Genomic DNA, 16,706 nt, shown 5'->3' on the forward strand with positions numbered 1-16,706 from the left:
CTGTACGCGCATCCGGCCGCCGGGCCCCGCAGCGCGGCGGGCTTTTTGTTCAAGCGCGGCTTGCTGCTGCTTGTGCTGGAACTGGTGTTCGTCAATTTCGCCTGGAGTGGAGCGTTTCCGCCGGCCATACTGTATCTGCAGGTGATCTGGGTCATCGGCCTGGCCATGATGGCGCTGGCCGTGCTGCACAAGCTGCCATTGAAAGTGCTGCTGCTGCTCGGCGTGGCGATTATCGCCGGCCAGCATTTGATTACTGGCTTGCGCGCGCAAGAGGGCAGCCTTGGCCACTATCTGCTGACAGTGCTGCTGCAACGCGGTTATCTGGTCGCCGATGGCGCCATGAAAATCAAGGTCAGCTATCCGCTGCTGCCGTGGATAGGCGTGATCGTGCTTGGCTACGCGGCAGGCCCCTTGTATGCGCGCAGCCGTTCGCCGCAGGAACGCCGCCGCTGGCTGCTGGCGCTGGGCGGTGGCAGCTTGTTGCTGCTGGCCGTGCTGCGCGGCTTCAATCTGTATGGCGAAACCCTGCCGTGGGTGGCGGGCGAGAGCGCCGTGCGCACGGCCATGAGTGTGCTGAACTTCACCAAGTATCCGCCGTCACTGGACTTCCTGCTGTTCACCCTGGGCCTGGGTCTGCTGGGCCTGGCCTGGCTGGAGTCGTTGGACAACTGGTTCACGCGTGCCTGCGCCACCTTTGGCGGCGCGCCCATGTTTTACTATTTGCTGCACCTGTATCTGTTGCTGGCCATCGGCCTGACCTTGACGGCCGTGCTGGGCGCCAATCACGGTGCACGTTATGGCGTCGAACATATCTGGCAAGTCTGGCTGCTGGCCTTGCTGCTGATGCCCGTGCTGTACTTCCCTTGCCGCGCGTTTGCCAACTACAAGCGCACGTCGAAGCAGGCGTGGGTGCGTTATTTCTAGGCCAGTCTATTGCGTGAGAATGGCTATTTGATCAGCGCCAGCACCTCGCGGAAACGCGGGTGCTTGCAGTCGCGCAGCCACTCGAAGGCCAGCATCTCCACCGTCAGCAGGTGGGCGCCCAGCTTGTCCAGGCGGGCCAGTGCGGCGTCGCGGCTGGCAGCCTGGCGCGAACCGACGGCATCGATGGCGATGATGACCTCGTACCCGAGCTGCAGCAGGCCGATGGCCGTCTGCAGCATGCACACATGGGCTTCGCAGCCCGTGACGACGATCTGTTTTCGGCCGGGCGGCAGGATATCCTGCAAGCCGTCGGCACAGGCGCCGAAATGCGTCTTGTGCAAGGTCTGTTCGCACAGGGCGGCGATTTCTTCCACATTCGGCCCCAGCCCCTGGCGGTTCTGTTCCGTGCCAAGCACAGGCACGTCGAGCAGGCGGGCGATGTGCGCCAGGCGCAGGTTTTGCGCCAGCACCAGGCCGGCGTCGTGGATGGCCGGCATCAAGCGGCCTTGCAGGTCGACAATGACCAAAACAGCCTGGTTTGCATCCATCAGCATGGCATTCTCCTTTATGCAGTCGTTGGCGACAGTGTAGCAAGTTCAGCTGGGCCAGCTGGGCGTGGCCGTTTCGCCCATCAGGTAGGCGTGATTCAGGTCGATGGCGGTACGCAGGTAATTCCACAGGGCGCTGACCCGGGCGATATTGCGCCGCTCGCTCGGTGAAATCATCCAGAAGGCGCGCAGCAGGTCGATGTCGCCATCGAGCACGGGCACCAGTTCATTCGACTGCTGCGCCACGAAGCAGGGCAGGATCGCCAGCGCCTGGCCGGCGCGCGCCGCATGGTATTGGGCGATCACGCTGGTGCTGCGAAATGCGCGCAGGGAATCGGGCGCCACATTGTCCATGTAGCGCAGTTCGGCGCTGAAGACCAGGTCGTCCACGTAGCCGATGATGGGGTGCCGCGCCAGTTGCGCCACGCTGGTGATGGGTGCGTGGCGCGCCAGGTAACTTGGTGTGGCGTACAGTTTCAGCCGGTAGTCGGACAGCTTCGTCACCACATACGGGCCGGACAGGGGGCGCTCGATGGAAATGGCCACGTCCGCCTCGCGCTTGGACAGGCTGACGAAACGGGGCACGGCGATCAGGTCCACGCTGATGTGCGGGTAGCGCCCGCAAAACTGCGCCAGGTGGGGCGCCAGCACGATGGCGCCGAAACCCTCCGTGGCGCCCAGGCGCACTTGCCCCGACAGCAGTCGATTGTGTTCGCCCAGCTCCTCGGTGGCGGCAAACACCGTGCTTTCCATCGTTTCCGCGTATTCCATCAGGCGGTGGCCCTCGGGCGTCAGCTGGTAGCCCACGTAATTGCGGTCGAACAGTTGCGTGCCCACCTGTTCCTCGAACTTGCGCATGCGCCGCGACACGGTGGAATGGTCGATGCCCAGCTTTTTCGCTGCATCGACGAGTCCGGCGCTGCGCGTCAGTTCCAGGAAGACCCGTACATTGTCCCAATCGAGCATGGCAGACTCTCCTTGTGCATTTTTGCAAAGGAATTATGCATTAATTTCACTTGAGTGCATATTTTTACACATGCAGAATGCATCTATAAATACAAGAAAACCCATTCACCTGGAGACATGCATGAAAAAAACCGTACTGGCCATGGGCGCGCTGGCGCTCACCCTTTCCTTTGGCGGCGCGCACGCACAAATTTCCGATGGCGTCGTCAAGGTCGGCATCCTGACCGACATGTCCGGCCCGTATTCGGCCATGGGCGGGCGCGGCTCCGTCGTCGCCAGCCAGATGGCCGTCGAAGATTGTTTAAAGGCCGAATGCAAGGGCATGAAGATCGAAATCCTTTCGGCCGACCACTTGAACAAGGCCGACATCGCCGCCTCCAAGGCGCGCGAATGGATAGACCGCGACAAGGTCGACGCCATCGCCGACCTGACCAATTCCTCGGTCGCCCTGTCCGTGCAAAAGCTGATGAAAGAGAAGGGCGGCATCGCCATGTTCAGCGGCCCGGCCACCACGCGCCTGACGAATGAAGACTGCTCGCCGAACGGTTTCCACTGGATGTTCGACACCTATTCGCAGGCGGCCGGCACGGCGGCGGCGTTGACCAAATTGGGGCAGAAATCGTGGTACTTCGTCACCGTCGATTATGCGTTTGGCCATTCGCTGGAAAAAGATGCCAGCGAAGTCGTCAAGCACAATGGCGGCACGGTGCTGGGCGCCGTGCGCCATCCGCTCAACGCCTCGGACTTCTCGTCCTTCCTGGTGCAGGCGCAAGGGTCGAAGGCGCAGGTGATCGGCCTGGCCAATGGCGGCGCAGACGTGGTCTCGGCCATCAAGCAGGCGCGCGAATTTCGCATCGGCAGTGGCAAGGATCAGCGCCTGGCCGCCTTGCTGGTATTTCTCTCCGACGTGCATGCCCTGGGCCTGGACACGGCCCAGGGCCTGGTCTACGCGGATGGCTTTTACTGGGATTACGATGAGCGCAGCCGCGCGTTTGCCAAACGTTTCGAGGCGCTCAACAAGGGCGCCAAGCCGACCATGGTGCAGGCGGGCGTGTATTCCAGCGTCTATCACTACCTGAAATCGGTGGCTGCTGCGAAGAGCGACGACTCGAAGGTCGTCGCCCAGAAAATGCGCGAACTGCCCATCAAGGACTTTGTGATGAACAATGCCTCGATCCGTCCCGATGGCCGCGTCATTCACGATATGTATCTGGTGCAGGTGAAGACTCCGGCCGAATCGAAGGGAGCGTGGGACTACCTGAAAGTGCTGTCCACCATCCCCGCCGACCAGGCCTTCAAGCCGATGGATGCGGCGGCATGCAACCTGGTCAAGAAATAATTTTCGGCTGAGCAGCAGAGGGCCGGGGTCAGACCCGGCGGGGGGATTTTCCCTAGTGGGGAAAATCCCGATTCCGAAGGAACTGACTCCAGATTTCCGCTGCTGTGACGGGACTTTCGCATATCGAATTAACGGAGCCTAAACAAATGAACCAAGCACTCACCCAAGTCCCAAGCATCCCCCTGCATATCGGCGGCAAGCACCACGCATCGACCAGCACCGAATGGCGCGACGTCGTCAATCCGGCGACGCAGGAAATCGTCGCCAGGGTGCCGTTCTCCACGCCGGATGAAGTCAATCTGGCCGTCGCCAAGGCCAAGGAAGCGTTCAAGAGCTGGCGCAATACTCCGCTGGCGGCGCGCATGCGCATCATGCTCAAGTACCAGCACCTGATCCGCGAAAACATCGGCGCCCTGGCCGAACTGATCACGCGCGAACATGGCAAGACCCTGCCCGACGCGGAAGGGGAAGTCATGCGCGGCCTGGAAGTGGTGGAGCATGCGTGCTCGATCGCCACCCTGCAATTGGGCGAGATCGCGGAAAACGCGGCCACCGGCGTCGACGTCTACAATATCTACCAACCGCTGGGCGTGGGCGCCGGCATCACGGCCTTCAACTTCCCCGTCATGCTGCCGTGCTTCATGTTCCCCATCGCCATCGCCTGCGGCAATACTTTTGTCTTGAAACCGTCGGAACAGGACCCGTCATCGAGCATGTACCTGGTCGAGCTGATGTACCAGGCGGGTTTGCCGGCAGGCGTCTTGAACGTCGTGCATGGCGGCGCCGATGTCGTCAACATGCTGTGCGACCATCCCGACATTAAGGCCGTGTCCTTCATCGGCTCCACGCACGTGGGCACGCATGTGTACCGGCGCGCCAGCGAATCGGGCAAGCGCGCGCAATCGATGATGGGCGCGAAAAATCATTGCGTGGTGCTGGCGGACGCCAACAAGGAGCAAGCCATCAACAACCTGATCGGCGCCGCCTTCGGCGCGGCCGGCCAGCGCTGCATGGCCAATTCCGTGGTGGTGCTGGTGGGCGAGGCGCGTTCCTGGCTGCCGGAAATCGTCGCCCGCTCGCAAGCGCTGAAAGTGGGACCGGGCAGCGACCGCGAGGCCGACCTGGGGCCGATGGTCTCGAAGGCTGCCATGCAACGGGCGGAAAAACTGATACAGGCGGGCGTGGATGAAGGCGCGCAACTGCTGCTCGATGGCCGTGGCCACAAGGTGGCCGGCTACGAGGGCGGCAACTTCATGGGGCCGACGATCTTCTCGAAGGTGGCAGCGTCGAACTCCGTCTACACGCAAGAGATTTTCGGCCCGGCCATGTGCGTGGTCGAGACGGACACCCTGGACCAGGCCATCGCTTTTATTAACGCCAACCCGAACGGCAATGGCACTTCGATCTTCACTTCGTCGGGCTGGGCCGGGCGCAAGTTCCAGAACGAGATCGACGTGGGGCAGGTGGGCATCAACGTGGCCATACCCGTGCCTGTCGCCTACTTCAGCTTCACGGGGTCGCGCGCCTCGAAACTGGGCGACCTGGGTCCGAACGGCAAGCAGGCGCTGTACTTCTGGACGCAGACCAAGACCGTCACGGCGCGCTGGTTCGCCCCGGACGATGGCGGCAGCGGCGTCAACACCACCATTTCGATGAAATAAGGGGCGGCCATGGGCACGAATATCGTTTTCATCGGCCTCGGTAACATGGGACTGCCCATGGCGCAAAACCTGGTGCGCGCCGGCCATGCGGTGACGGGGTTTGATTTGCTGCCGGCCAGCGTGCGGCAGTTTGCCGACGGCGGCGGCCTGGTCTCCGATGACCAGGCGGCGGCGATAGGTGCGGCCGACATCGTCATCACCATGCTGCCGGCCAGCCGCCACGTTCTCGGCGCCTACCTTGGTGACGCTGGCATCCTGGCGCAGGCGCGGCCAGGTACCCTGCTGATCGACTGTTCGACGATTTCCACCGAGGCGGCGCGCCAGGTGGGCCGCGCTGCACAGGAGCAGGGCATGCCCATGCTGGACGCGCCTGTGTCAGGCGGCACGGCGGGCGCCAGCAACGGCACGCTGACCTTCATGGTGGGCGGCGAGGAAGCGGCGCTGGCGGCGGCGCGGCCCTGCCTGGAGATCATGGGCAAGGCGATTTTCCACGCGGGCGGCTCGGGTTGCGGGCAGACGGTCAAGATCTGCAACAACATGCTGCTGGGGATTTTGATGGTCGGCACCAGCGAAGCGATACGCCTGGGCGTGGCCAATGGCCTGGACCCGAAGGTGGTGTCGGACGTGATGGCGAAAAGTTCGGGCCGCAACTGGACCCTGGACGTGTACAACCCCTGTCCGGGCGTGGCCGAGAACGTGCCCGCTTCGCGCGGCTATACGGGCGGCTTCGGCGTCGACCTGATGCTGAAAGACCTGGGCCTGGCCGTGGAAAGCGCGCTGGCCAGTGGCGCCTCGGTGCCGCTGGGCGCCCTGTCGCGCAATTTATACAGTTTGCACAGCAAGGCCGGCTCCGGCGCGCTGGATTTTTCCAGCATTTACCAACTGCTGGGCGAGTAGGCTTAAGGCTGCTGCGCCTGCAGGGCCGCCAAATCGGCCCTGGCTTTTTCCAGCTTGCCTTCCAGTTTGGCGATTCTCTTCGGCTGTTTATTTGCTTCCTGGGCCAGGCGCAGGGAACGCTCCGTCTGGTTCACCTTCGCCTGCGCCTTCAGCACCTTCTTGTTGTGGCGCTCGACCAGCATGTTGTCGCGGCAGTGTGCGTTGACTTCGTCGAGCGCGCGCGTCAGGCCCGCGACCTTGTCGGACAGGCCCTGTTGCTGCGCCTGGCGCAATTCGCTGCGGATGCCTTCACGCTTGGCGGCGCAGCCGGCCAGCTGGGTGTCGGCCGCGCTGGCAGTGGTGCTGGCGCTGGCGGCGAGGGCAACGAGCAAGGTCAAGGCGGTTTTCGATAGGCGGGTCATGGCGTTCCTGGGCAGCTTGGTTTAGTTGATTCAATGTAAGCCTGCCGGCGCGCCCTGTCAAACTTCGCGTGCAGTGCGCGCCACCCGCGCGCGGCATCGGCTACCATGCGTGTTTTCTCCTTCCCGACACCATCGCATGCACAAGAATGTGATTTCGCTGGCGCTGTTGCTGCCGTTGCCGGTCCTGGCGCAGACGCCGCCCACCTTGCTCGATCTGCAGCTGATCGCCATCAAGGCAAGGGCCGATGCGGCCAGCCATAGCCCGGAAAGCATCGCCGAATTTGCCGAGACCCGGCGTATGGCTGAAACGGGCGACGTCGAAGCGCAGCTGGAACTGGCGCGCATGCTGCAGCTGGGCGTCGGCGCGCCGCAAGACACGGCGCAGTCGATGGCCTGGGTGCGCAAGTCGGCCGAAGGCGGTTATGCGCCGGCGCAATCGGCTTTGGGGCTGGCCTACACGGTGGGCGACAAGGTGCCCATTGACCGCGTGCAGGGTGAGTACTGGCTGCGCAAGGGCGTGGCGCACGGTGACGCACTGGCGCAGACCATTCTGGCGCTGGAATTCATCAACGGCGACAGCAGTGCCGAAGAGCAGGCGCTGGCCATCAAATGGCTGAAGAAGGCCGCGCTCGAAGAACACTTTATTCCTGCCTATAACGCGCTCGGCGAGCACCTGATGCGCGCAGCCGCCGATGAGCAGGATCGCGGCGAGGCTTTCCACTGGTATTACAAGGCGGCGCGCGAAAAGAACCTGGCCGGCATGCGCAACCTGGCCCGCGCACATGAACTGGGACTGGGCGTGGCACAGTCGGACAAGTGGGCCCTGATCTGGTACGAGCGGGCCGCATGGAGCGGCGACCTGCCCGCCATGCGGCGCATGCTCGAGGTGTATGTCAAGGGCGAACTGGGACAAGCGGTGAATGCCGCAATGGCGGACGAGTGGCGCGGCAAGCTGGCCGAGAAGGACAATAAATGAAGGCCATTGTATTGCTATGGACCCTGGCGCTGGCGCAGCCGGTGCTGGCCCAGCCTGTAGCAAAACCCGCGCCGCGCCAGCATCCGGCGCTGGTCGAATTCGATACCAAGGGACACGATGAGATGCGCGCGCGCGCGCAGGCCGTGGTCAACCGTCCGGCCGACCTGTCGCCCGACAAGGTCGCCGCCTTCGACAAGACGCGCCGCGCGGCAGAAGGGGGCGACAGCGCCGCCCAGCTGGAACTGTCGCAGATGCTGCATGGCGGCGCAGGCACGCCGCGCGACGTCGACGCCGGCCTGGCGTGGCTGAAGAAATCGGCCGAAAACGGCGATGGCCCGGCGCAGGCTTTCCTCGGCGTGGCCTACACGCTGGGCCAGGGCATGGCAATCGACCGCAAGCTGGGAGAATACTGGTCGCGCAAGGGCGCCGCGCAAGGCGTGGAACTGGCCAACTTCATGGTGGCCCAACACTACGAAAATATCCACAGCAGCCCGGAAGAACGGGCGCACGCGCTGCACTGGCTGAAGTTCTATGCCGAAAACGGGTTTATTCCTGCCTACAATGAAATCGGCTACCGCCTGATGATGACGGCGCAGGACGAGGCGCAGCGCAAGGAAGCGTTCGGTTGGTATATGCAGGCGGCCAAGGCGCTCGATCCGCCCGGCTTGAACAATGTGGCCTACTCGTATGAGGTGGGGCAGGGCGTGGGGCAGAGCGACGAGGCGGCCCTGGGCTGGTACGAGATGGCGGCGATCGCCAAAAGCCCGCCCGGCCAGACGGGTTTCGCGCGCCTGCTGGAGCAGGGGCGTGGTGGGGCCACGCGGCAAGGGCCGGCGCCGCCGCCGTTCGCGCTGTACCTGCTGGCCGCCAGGCAGGGCGATGTGGAAGCCATGCAAAGGCTGGTCAAGGTGTACGATAAGGGTGAGCTGGGACAGGCGGCCGATCCCGCGCAAGCGGCATTGTGGCGTGAAAAGCTCAGACTGGCCAAGCGCCCCTGACTGGGAATGACGGAGCGGGGACGGCATGCTATCATCATTGTTATCGATAACAATATCATGAGAGACCCATGAATCCCGATTTCCGCTCCAGGGAAATGCTCGAAAAGCATATCCTGCACACGATGCAGTTTTATCACCCGCGCGCCATCGATGCGAGCGGCGGCTTTTATCACTTCTTCCTCGATGACGGCACGGTGTATGACGCCGGCACGCGCCACCTGGTCAGCAGCACGCGCTTCATCTTCAATTACGCCATGGCTTACCGCCGTTTCGGCGACGACGATTACCAGGCAGCCCTGCGCCACGGCGTGGCCTTTTTGCGCGACGTGCACCGCGACCCGGTGACGGGCGGCTATGCCTGGCAACTGAAATGGCAAGACGGCGTCAAGACGGTGGAAGACGGTGCCAACCACTGCTACGGCCTGGCCTTTGTGCTGCTCGCGTATGCCCACGCCCTGCAGGCGGGCATGACGGAAGCGCGCGCCTGGCTGGACGAGACGTTCGAGTTGATGGAGCAGCGTTTCTGGCTGCCAGAACACGGCTTGTATGCGGACGTGGCCAGCGCCGACTGGGCCACCCTCGACGGCTACCGGGGCCAGAATGCCAATATGCACGCCTGCGAAGCCATGCTGGCCGCGTTCGAGGCGACGGGCGAGGCGCGCTACCTGCACCGCGCCGTAACGCTGGCGCACAACGTCACCGTGCGCCAGGCGGGTCTGGCCGGCGGCATGATCTGGGAGCACTACACACCCGACTGGTCGATCGACTGGGACTACAACCTGCACGACAAGAGCAATATCTTCCGTCCGTGGGGCTACCAGCCCGGCCACTTCACGGAGTGGGCCAAGCTGCTGCTGATCATGGAGCGCCACGCCAAGTTCATGGCCGGTCCGTCCGACTGGCTGCTGCCGCGCGCGCGCGAACTGTACGACATGGCGCTGGCCAAGGCCTGGGATGGCGTGCATGGCGGCATCCATTACGGCTTCGGCCCGCAGGACGAGATTTGCGACGGCGACAAATACTTCTGGGTGCAGGCGGAAAGCTTCGCGGCGGCCGCCGTGCTGGCCGCGCGCACCGGCGACGCAGCCTACTGGCAAAGCTATGACAAGATATGGGATTACAGCTGGCGGCACTTCGTCGACCATGAGCATGGCGCCTGGTACCGCATCCTCACGCCACGGAACGAGAAAATCAGCAACGAGAAAAGCCCGGCAGGCAAGGTCGATTACCACACCATGGGCGCCTGCTATGAAGTGCTTAACGTGATAGGCGGTGCAGCATGAGCGCCACCGCTGTTCCCTCTTTCCCTACTTTTGTTTCCGCCGGCGAAGCGTTGACGGACATGCTGCGCACGGGCGCGGACGCCTGGAGCAGCCAGGTGGGCGGCTCGACCTGGAACGTGGCGCGCGTGATGGCGCGCCTGGGCGTGCCCAGCGCTTTTGCGGGCGGCGTCAGCCTCGACGTCTTCGGCGACGCGCTGGCCGCTGCCACCGAGGCGGCAGGCCTGGACATGCGTTTCTTGCAGCGCCATGCGAAGTCGCCGCTGCTGGCCATCGTGCACGAATTGCATCCGCCCACGTATTACTTCATTGGCGACGACAGCGCCGACCTGCATTTCGATGCGGCGTTGCTGCCGGATGGCTGGATGCAGGGGGCGCAGTGGGTGCATTTCGGCGGCATCAGCCTGGCGCGCGAACCGCTGGCGGGCAAGCTGCTGGCGCTGGCGGCGCAACTGAAGGCGGCCGGCGTGAAGATCAGCTACGACCCGAATTTCCGCATCATGATGGATGAACGCTACGACGCCACCTTGCGCCGCATGACGGCACTGGCCGACGTGATCAAAGTGTCCGACGAAGATCTGGCGGGCCTGTTCCGCCACGATGATATCGATGGCGCGTTTGCCGTCCTGCGCGGCTGGAACCCGCACGCCACGTATTTGTACACGCGTGGCGCGCAGGGTGCGTCCCTGTACCGGGGCGAGCAAGTCTGGCGGGCGGCGCCGCCCGTCATCGAGGTGATCGACTCGGTGGGCGCGGGCGATGCCAGCATCGGCGGTCTGCTGTACAGCCTGATGTACCGGCCCGATGCCGATGGCGGCCAGCACTTGCGCTTCGCCGTCGCGGCCGGCGCTGGCGCCTGCCTGGCGGCCGGCGGTGCGCCGCCGTCGGTGGAATTGGTGGAGTCGTTGCTGGAGCGCACTATATTGGGATGATGTGGGCATGGTGTGTGTATTCAGCGGTGCCAGGGCGCCCTTCTTGCAATAAAAGGCGTAAGATTTGCGTTCTTGCCATGTCAAGAGCCTGTCCCTGGAGTGTCTGCATCTGCGGGGATAAGCTCCAAGTCATACGCTGAAACATATGCCGTTCCTCCCAGTGCCATGCATGGCGTTACCTGGCCGGATCTGTGCGCTTTACAGAGCATGGGCGCTGAGAAGGAAGTCCGCATGCATAAGATCTGGAAATTTTTCAATCCCAGGAGCTTTACATTCAAGATGACTGTGCTCGTGGGCGTGCTGGTGCTGTGCGCGACCGGCTCTGTCGCGCTCACGGCGCTGTCTGTCGCACAAGGGCAGATGGTTGCCGTCATCGGCAATCAGCAATATGCCTTGCTGACGAGTGCGGCGGCGTATATCGACGACGACTTAAACGCCAAAAAAGCGCTGCTCAAGCTGCTGGCAGAGGGATTGCCTGCGGACGTGTATGCCCATCCGCAGCGGATGCAGGCATATATCGAAAGCCATGTCTCCCTGCGCGTGGAATTTTTCAATCTCGTCGCCTTTGATGCGACTGGAAAATTGATTGCCAGCATGAATGACCGGGGCGTGGTCGGCAAGCTCAATTTCGCCACGCGGGAATACTTTATCGAGACCGTGAAAGTCAGGGAGGGCGTCATATCGCGTCCATTCAAGAGCCAGTTGTCGGGCAAGCCCATCGTGCTGGTAACCGAACCGATCTATGACGCAGCCGGCACATTGCTGTATGTGATTGCTGGCGGCATCAATTTGCAAAGTCCGACATTTTTCGGTCAGTGGGAGCAGCTCAAGCCGGGCAAGAGCGGTTATCTGTTCATGCTGACGGACGACGGCACATTACTCCACCATCCGGACCCGGCGCGCGTGCTGAAGCGCGTGAGTGAAGAGACGGGCGGCGCAACGCCTTCCACGCTGGCCGCCTTGCGTGGCTTTGACGGCTGGATGCAGGGTAAAACCAAGCTGGGCGTGCAAGCAATTATCACGTACAAGCATTTGCGTTCGTCCGACTGGATCATCGGCGCCGTGTACCCTGAGAGCGAGGCATTCACGCCGATCACCGATATTTATGCCCAGGTCATCCTTGCTTCCTCAGGCGTCGCCTTGCTGGCCAGTTGCGCCGGCTGGCTGGCGGTGATGCTGCTGTTGCGCCCCCTGGGTGAACTGGGCAGGCACGTAACCAGGATACACTCAGGTCATGCCGATATTCAGGTGTTTGATGTCGATCGCCGCGACGAGTTCGGCAAGCTGAGCCGTGCATTCTATGCGCTGTCGCTGCAGAGGGAAGTGGCGGAGAGCAAGCTCGCTGCCCTGGCGCGCACGGACATTCTGACTGGCCTGAACAACAGGCGCATGTTCGACGAGGCGCTGGCTGCGGCCTTGATACGGGCCAGGCGCGCCGGCACGGGCCTGGCGCTGGCCTATCTGGATATCGATTATTTTAAGAATATCAATGATACTTATGGGCATGGCATCGGCGACCTGGTGTTAATTGAATTTGCCAAGCGGCTCAAAGCTTGCATCCGCGCCTCGGACACCGTGGCGCGCCTGGCGGGCGACGAGTTTGTCATCATCTTTGAACAACTGACGAATCAGTCCGAGCTTGCGATACTGGGCAGGAAAATCGTGCAAGAGATGGTCGCGCACTTTGTTTGCGGCGGCATCGCGCTGCATGTGGCCACCAGCGTCGGCCTGGCGTTCAGTGAGCACGGCGATACGACGGCAGGGGCACTATTGACGGCGGCCGACGCGGCGCTCTACAAGGTCAAAAATGCTGGCCGCAACGGTTATGCTGTGACTGCCATCGGCAGCCCTGCCGCCGAGGTGGTGTAGGCGCGGCGCAGGCATAGCATTGGCCGCGTCAAGGTCGGCGGCCGCCCTTGCTCGTCGTCGGCGTATGCATGCCCGACGATGCCCGCGCCATCAGGGTAAATTCCATCAGGCGATGCGTGGCGGGCGCCGTCGTTCCAGCGCGGCGCTGGCGTATTTCGTCGATGACGAGATTGACGGCGGCGCGCGCCATGTCGGCGATGGGCTGGTGGATAGTGCTCAGTTCCGGCCACACCGTGGTGGCCACGGGCGTGTCGTCAAAACCGCACACGCTCACATCCTGCGGCACCTGCAAGCCCATGCCGTGCGCCACGGCCAGCGTGGCGGCGGCCATGTCGTCGTTGCTGGCGAAGATGGCGCTGGGATGCGGTTGTTGCGCCAGCAGTTGGCGCGCCGCGTCCAGCCCCGAGCGATACGTAAAATAGCCTTGCGCCACCCTGTTCTGCGGTACTGGCAAGCCCGCATCCCGCATGGCGTCCTCGAAGGCCTGGCGGCGCAGCAGGGCGGGCGTGTGCGCCGGATCGCCCTCGATGAAGCCGATGTCGCGGTGCCCCAGCGCGAGCAGATGGCGCGTCATGGCCAGCGCGCCTTCGTAGTCGTCGATGCGCACGGCAGAAACCCCGGGGGAGGGGCGCGCCGTGGCCACGGCGATGGCGGGGATGCCCATCTGATTGAGCTGCGCCAGCACTTCCGGCGAATCGCACAGGGGCGGCGGCACCAGGATGCCATCCACGCCGGCCGCCACCAGGCAGGCGATGCCGGCGCGCTGGCTGTCCAGGTCTTCACAGCGTTCGAGCAGCAGCTGGCCGCCGCCCTGGCGGCATTGGTCCATGGCGCCGACGAGGAATTCGCTGAGGAAGGCCGCGCTGGGGTTGCTGTACAGTAAGCCGATGCGCAGGGTGCCCGTGCGGGCTGCCCGCGCCGCCAGATTGGGCTGGTAGCGCAGGCTGGCGATCGCCGCCTCGACCTTGTTGCGCGTGGCAGCGCTGACGCTGGTGCGCCCATTGATCACGCGCGATACCGTCATGGCCGACACGCCGGCCAGGCGCGCCACGTCATGCACGGTAGCGCCGCTGGCTGTGTCGGGAGCGGCGTGCGCCGCCTTATTCGAGGTGGCCACCGAATTTCAGCTTGCCGCTGATGCGCATGCCGTGCAATTGACCTTCTTCCAGTTCGGCGGCGCTGGTGCGCTGCGCCGTGTCGCGCCGTGCCAGTCCCACGGACAGGATATCGAGCATCATCAGCTGTAGCAGGCGCACGATCATGGGCACGAAATTGAGGTTGCCTTCCGGGTGGTTCAAGGTCAGCAGTACGTCGGCCAGCTTGGCCAGTGGCGAACCGCTGGCCGTAATCGCCAGTACGCGCGCGCCGCAGCCTTGCGCCACCTTGACGGTGCGCAGCAGGTCGGGCAGGGCGCCCGAGCGGGAGATGACCAGCGCCACGTCACCCGGTTTGAGCATGGCGGCGCTCATTTCCTGCGCCTGCGGGTCGGCAAAGAAGCTGCTGACGATGCCCAGGTTGAGCAGCTTTTGCTGCATGTCGTCCGCCACCACGCGGGCGCTGCCCACGGCCAGCAATTCCACGCGCTGTGCGCCGCGCAGCAGTTCGATGGCGGCCGTCAGCGCTTTCACGTCGAGCATGTCGCGCAGCGCCAGCGCGGCCGAGGCGTTATTGCCCAGCACCTTGCGCGCCAGTTCGGCGTCGGAGTCCGAGATCTCCACATGGCAGTGCGCTACCGTGATGGCGCCGCCCGTCAGGCCGGAAGCGAGCTTCAATTTGAAATCGGCCAGGCCTTGCACGCCGATCGAGCGGCAAAAGCGCATCACGGTGGGCTGGCTGACGCCGACCCTCTGGGCGATCTCGGCGATCGGCAGGGTCAGCATGGCGTTTGGCTCCTTCAGTACCCAGTCGGCCACCTTGCACTCCGAGGGGCTCATGCGCCCGCGCGCCTGGCGCACGGATTCGAGCACGGGAGCGCCGGAATGGGCGCGCTTGAGTTTTTGCGCCAGGATGGCGGCGATGCCCAGGAACGTCGGCAGTTCGGCCGTGATCAGAAAGGTGGGGATCTGCGCCAGGTATTCGTTCAGGCGGCCCTTTTGCTCGAAGCGGGCGCGGAACTGCGACTGTTCGAACAGGGGGCCCAGGCGCGGCACGATGCCCCCGCCTATATAGATGCCGCCCAGCGCGCCGAGCGTCATGGCCACATTGCCGGCGATGGAGCCGAGGATGGCGCAAAAGCAGTCCACCGCTTCCAGGCACACGTCGCATTCATTGTTCAGGGCGCGGCTGGTGATGTCGGCTGCCAGCAATGGCGCCGCATCGGGCTTGCCGGCGCGCTCGGACAGGGCGCGGTAAATCAGCTCCAGTCCGCGTCCGGAGGCGAGGCGCTCGGCCGAGACGTGCGACAGTTCGCGCCAGGCGAAGGACAGCACGTCCATCTCGCGCTGGTCGCAGGGGGCGAAGCTGACGTGGCCGCCTTCGCTGCCCAGCGCGATCCAGCGGTCTTCGGCGGGGATCATGCCCGACACGCCCAGGCCCGTGCCCGAACCGAGCAGGCCGATGACGCTGTCGGCGCGCGCCATGCCGCCGCCGATCTGCAGGCGCTGGTCGGGCCGCAGATAGGGCAGGGCCATGGCCAGCGCCGTGAAGTCATTCACCACCAGCAGCGTGTCGAGGCCCAGCGCGGCGCGCATGGCCTCGATCGAGAAGAACCAGTGATGGTTCATCATGCGGATATTGTCGTCGTCGATGGGATTGGCGATGGCGATGGCCGCATGGCGCACGCGCGCCGAACCGGCGGCGCGCGCCTCGCTGCTATCCATATAGGCGGTGATGGCGTCGAGCAGCGAAGCGTAGTCGTCGCAGGGCAGCACGGCCACCGCTTCCAGGTGACCCTGGCGCGTTTCGAGCACGAAGCGGGCATTGGTGCCGCCAATGTCTGCCAGCAGGCGCGGCCCGTCACTGAAACGCTCCGCCGGATCGCTGCCTGCTACTTCCATCTTTTCATCAATTTTCATGGCGGTGCCTAGTCTCGTCTGCGTGCGCTGTCTTGGCGGCGCACTGTCATTATGGCAAAAACCAAGGATTTTAATTCGTATACGTACTGCGTGCCGAAAAATGCAGGCCTGCCTTGAAGATGTTCATGTATCGGCTCAAAAACGCACACGTCACCATGAAAAGCAGTGCCTTCAAACGGCAAATGCGAGCACAAATAAAGTGTCGCAGAGTAGTCGTAGGATTACAACATAATATGTTGATATTTGTTCGTAGTATAGTTACTATGTCCCTGCTGGAAAGAATTCTGGCCAGTACATTCGGCCACGAATGACTAGATAAAAAATAAATTACTGAGGAGACTTACCATGCTGCATCGCAACATGTTGAAGGCTGTGTTGAAAACACTGCCTGCTGCCATCGTCTTAGCCATCGCCAGCGGTTCCGCTTCCGCCGACCCCATGTACCCATCCGACGCCGAAGGCTTCCACGGCTACCTGCGCGCCGGCGCCGGCAGCAATACTTCGGGTGACGGCGGTTCGCAAGGCTGTTTCGGCCTGGGTGGCAATACCATGAAATACCGTCTGGGCAATGAGTGCGACGCCTACACGGAATTCGGCTACACCAAGTCCGTCGCCAAGTCCGGCGGCGTGAACTACCTGGCCACCATCTGGGTCAATGCCTATGCGCCGAATTCGGATTTCGGCGACAACAAGCTGGGCATCGTCAAAGCCTATGTCGAAGCGCAGGGACTCGATTTCCTGAACGGCGGCACGGCCTGGGTCGGCAAGCGCTTCTACTACCGTCCTGACATCCACATGCTGGATCTGCAATACATCAACATGAACGGCACGGGCGCCGGCCTGGACCGTATTCCTGCGGGTCCGGGTAAATTCTCGTATGCCTTCTTCAAGGACAACGATA

At 63.3% G+C, this 16,706-nt stretch carries 15 protein-coding genes; 10 read left to right on the forward strand and 5 right to left on the reverse strand.

Annotation, left to right across the window (positions count from 1 at the left end):
* Positions 1-924 (forward strand): heparan-alpha-glucosaminide N-acetyltransferase domain-containing protein (locus K0F85_RS15175; protein ID WP_257572801.1); only part of this gene is annotated, 924 nt, incomplete at its 5' end.
* Between the two features lie 23 nt (positions 925-947).
* Here the strand turns inward: K0F85_RS15175 and K0F85_RS15180 are convergent.
* Together K0F85_RS15180 and K0F85_RS15185 are read right to left on the reverse strand one after the other, a co-directional pair.
* Positions 948-1,478 (reverse strand): isochorismatase family protein, encoded by a 531-nt coding sequence (locus K0F85_RS15180; protein WP_219116809.1) that lies wholly within the window; start codon positions 1,476-1,478, stop codon positions 948-950.
* 42 nt (positions 1,479-1,520) lie between these two features.
* The gene (locus tag K0F85_RS15185) at positions 1,521-2,438 is read right to left on the reverse strand and encodes a LysR family transcriptional regulator (RefSeq protein WP_219116810.1); all 918 of its coding nucleotides are present in this window, start codon (positions 2,436-2,438) and stop codon (positions 1,521-1,523) included.
* Between the two features lie 121 nt (positions 2,439-2,559).
* Between K0F85_RS15185 and K0F85_RS15190 the strand changes: the two genes are divergently transcribed.
* The 3 genes from K0F85_RS15190 to mmsB all read left to right on the forward strand — a co-directional run bounded on the left by K0F85_RS15190 (position 2,560) and on the right by mmsB (position 6,335).
* Positions 2,560-3,777, forward strand: a complete 1,218-nt coding sequence (locus K0F85_RS15190; RefSeq protein ID WP_219116811.1) for an ABC transporter substrate-binding protein — start codon at positions 2,560-2,562, stop codon at positions 3,775-3,777.
* Positions 3,778-3,923: 146 nt separating this feature from the next.
* Positions 3,924-5,438, forward strand: coding sequence for a CoA-acylating methylmalonate-semialdehyde dehydrogenase (locus K0F85_RS15195; protein ID WP_219116812.1), 1,515 nt, complete (start codon positions 3,924-3,926; stop codon positions 5,436-5,438).
* Between the two features lie 9 nt (positions 5,439-5,447).
* The gene (gene mmsB / locus K0F85_RS15200; RefSeq protein ID WP_219116813.1) at positions 5,448-6,335 is read left to right on the forward strand and encodes a 3-hydroxyisobutyrate dehydrogenase; all 888 of its coding nucleotides are present in this window, start codon (positions 5,448-5,450) and stop codon (positions 6,333-6,335) included.
* A 2-nt stretch (positions 6,336-6,337) separates the two neighbouring features.
* Here the strand turns inward: mmsB and K0F85_RS15205 are convergent, their stop codons facing one another.
* A complete protein-coding gene (locus K0F85_RS15205; RefSeq protein WP_219116814.1) occupies positions 6,338-6,736 on the reverse strand; it encodes a DUF1090 family protein in 399 nt (132 codons plus the stop codon).
* A gap of 136 nt (positions 6,737-6,872) precedes the next feature.
* Here K0F85_RS15205 and K0F85_RS15210 point away from each other — a divergent pair, with 136 nt between their 5' ends.
* From K0F85_RS15210 to K0F85_RS15230, 5 genes are all read left to right on the forward strand, one after another.
* Positions 6,873-7,712 carry a tetratricopeptide repeat protein gene (locus tag K0F85_RS15210; RefSeq protein WP_219116815.1) on the forward strand — a complete coding sequence of 280 codons (840 nt, stop codon included), beginning with the start codon at positions 6,873-6,875 and terminating at the stop codon, positions 7,710-7,712.
* On the forward strand, positions 7,709-8,710 hold the full coding sequence (locus K0F85_RS15215; protein WP_219116816.1) for a tetratricopeptide repeat protein: 1,002 nt from the start codon (positions 7,709-7,711) through the stop codon (positions 8,708-8,710). Before K0F85_RS15210 ends, K0F85_RS15215 begins: the two co-directional genes overlap by 4 nt.
* A 68-nt stretch (positions 8,711-8,778) precedes the next feature.
* Positions 8,779-9,993, forward strand: a complete 1,215-nt coding sequence (locus K0F85_RS15220) for an AGE family epimerase/isomerase (RefSeq protein WP_219116817.1) — start codon at positions 8,779-8,781, stop codon at positions 9,991-9,993.
* Positions 9,990-10,922, forward strand: coding sequence for a carbohydrate kinase (locus tag K0F85_RS15225; protein ID WP_219116818.1), 933 nt, complete (start codon positions 9,990-9,992; stop codon positions 10,920-10,922). The genes K0F85_RS15220 and K0F85_RS15225 overlap by 4 nt, the downstream gene beginning before the upstream one ends.
* Positions 10,923-10,994: 72 nt before the next feature.
* Positions 10,995-12,791, forward strand: a complete 1,797-nt coding sequence (locus K0F85_RS15230; protein ID WP_219116819.1) for a diguanylate cyclase domain-containing protein — start codon at positions 10,995-10,997, stop codon at positions 12,789-12,791.
* A 28-nt stretch (positions 12,792-12,819) separates the two neighbouring features.
* On the opposite strand, the gene K0F85_RS15235 is transcribed toward K0F85_RS15230, so the two are convergent.
* Positions 12,820-13,908: a LacI family DNA-binding transcriptional regulator gene (locus K0F85_RS15235; protein ID WP_219116820.1), complete on the reverse strand. Its 1,089-nt coding sequence runs from the start codon at positions 13,906-13,908 to the stop codon at positions 12,820-12,822.
* Positions 13,892-15,805 (reverse strand): glucokinase, encoded by a 1,914-nt coding sequence (locus K0F85_RS15240; protein ID WP_219116821.1) that lies wholly within the window; start codon positions 15,803-15,805, stop codon positions 13,892-13,894. Before K0F85_RS15240 ends, K0F85_RS15235 begins: the two co-directional genes overlap by 17 nt.
* 345 nt (positions 15,806-16,150) lie before the next feature.
* Here K0F85_RS15240 and K0F85_RS15245 point away from each other — a divergent pair.
* Positions 16,151-16,706, forward strand: a 556-nt coding sequence (locus tag K0F85_RS15245; RefSeq protein WP_219116822.1) for a carbohydrate porin, incomplete at its 3' end; no start/stop codon positions are given.

This window comes from Janthinobacterium sp. UMAB-56 (assembly GCF_900095265.1).
In the GTDB taxonomy this organism is placed as follows: Bacteria; Pseudomonadota; Gammaproteobacteria; order Burkholderiales; family Burkholderiaceae_D; genus Janthinobacterium.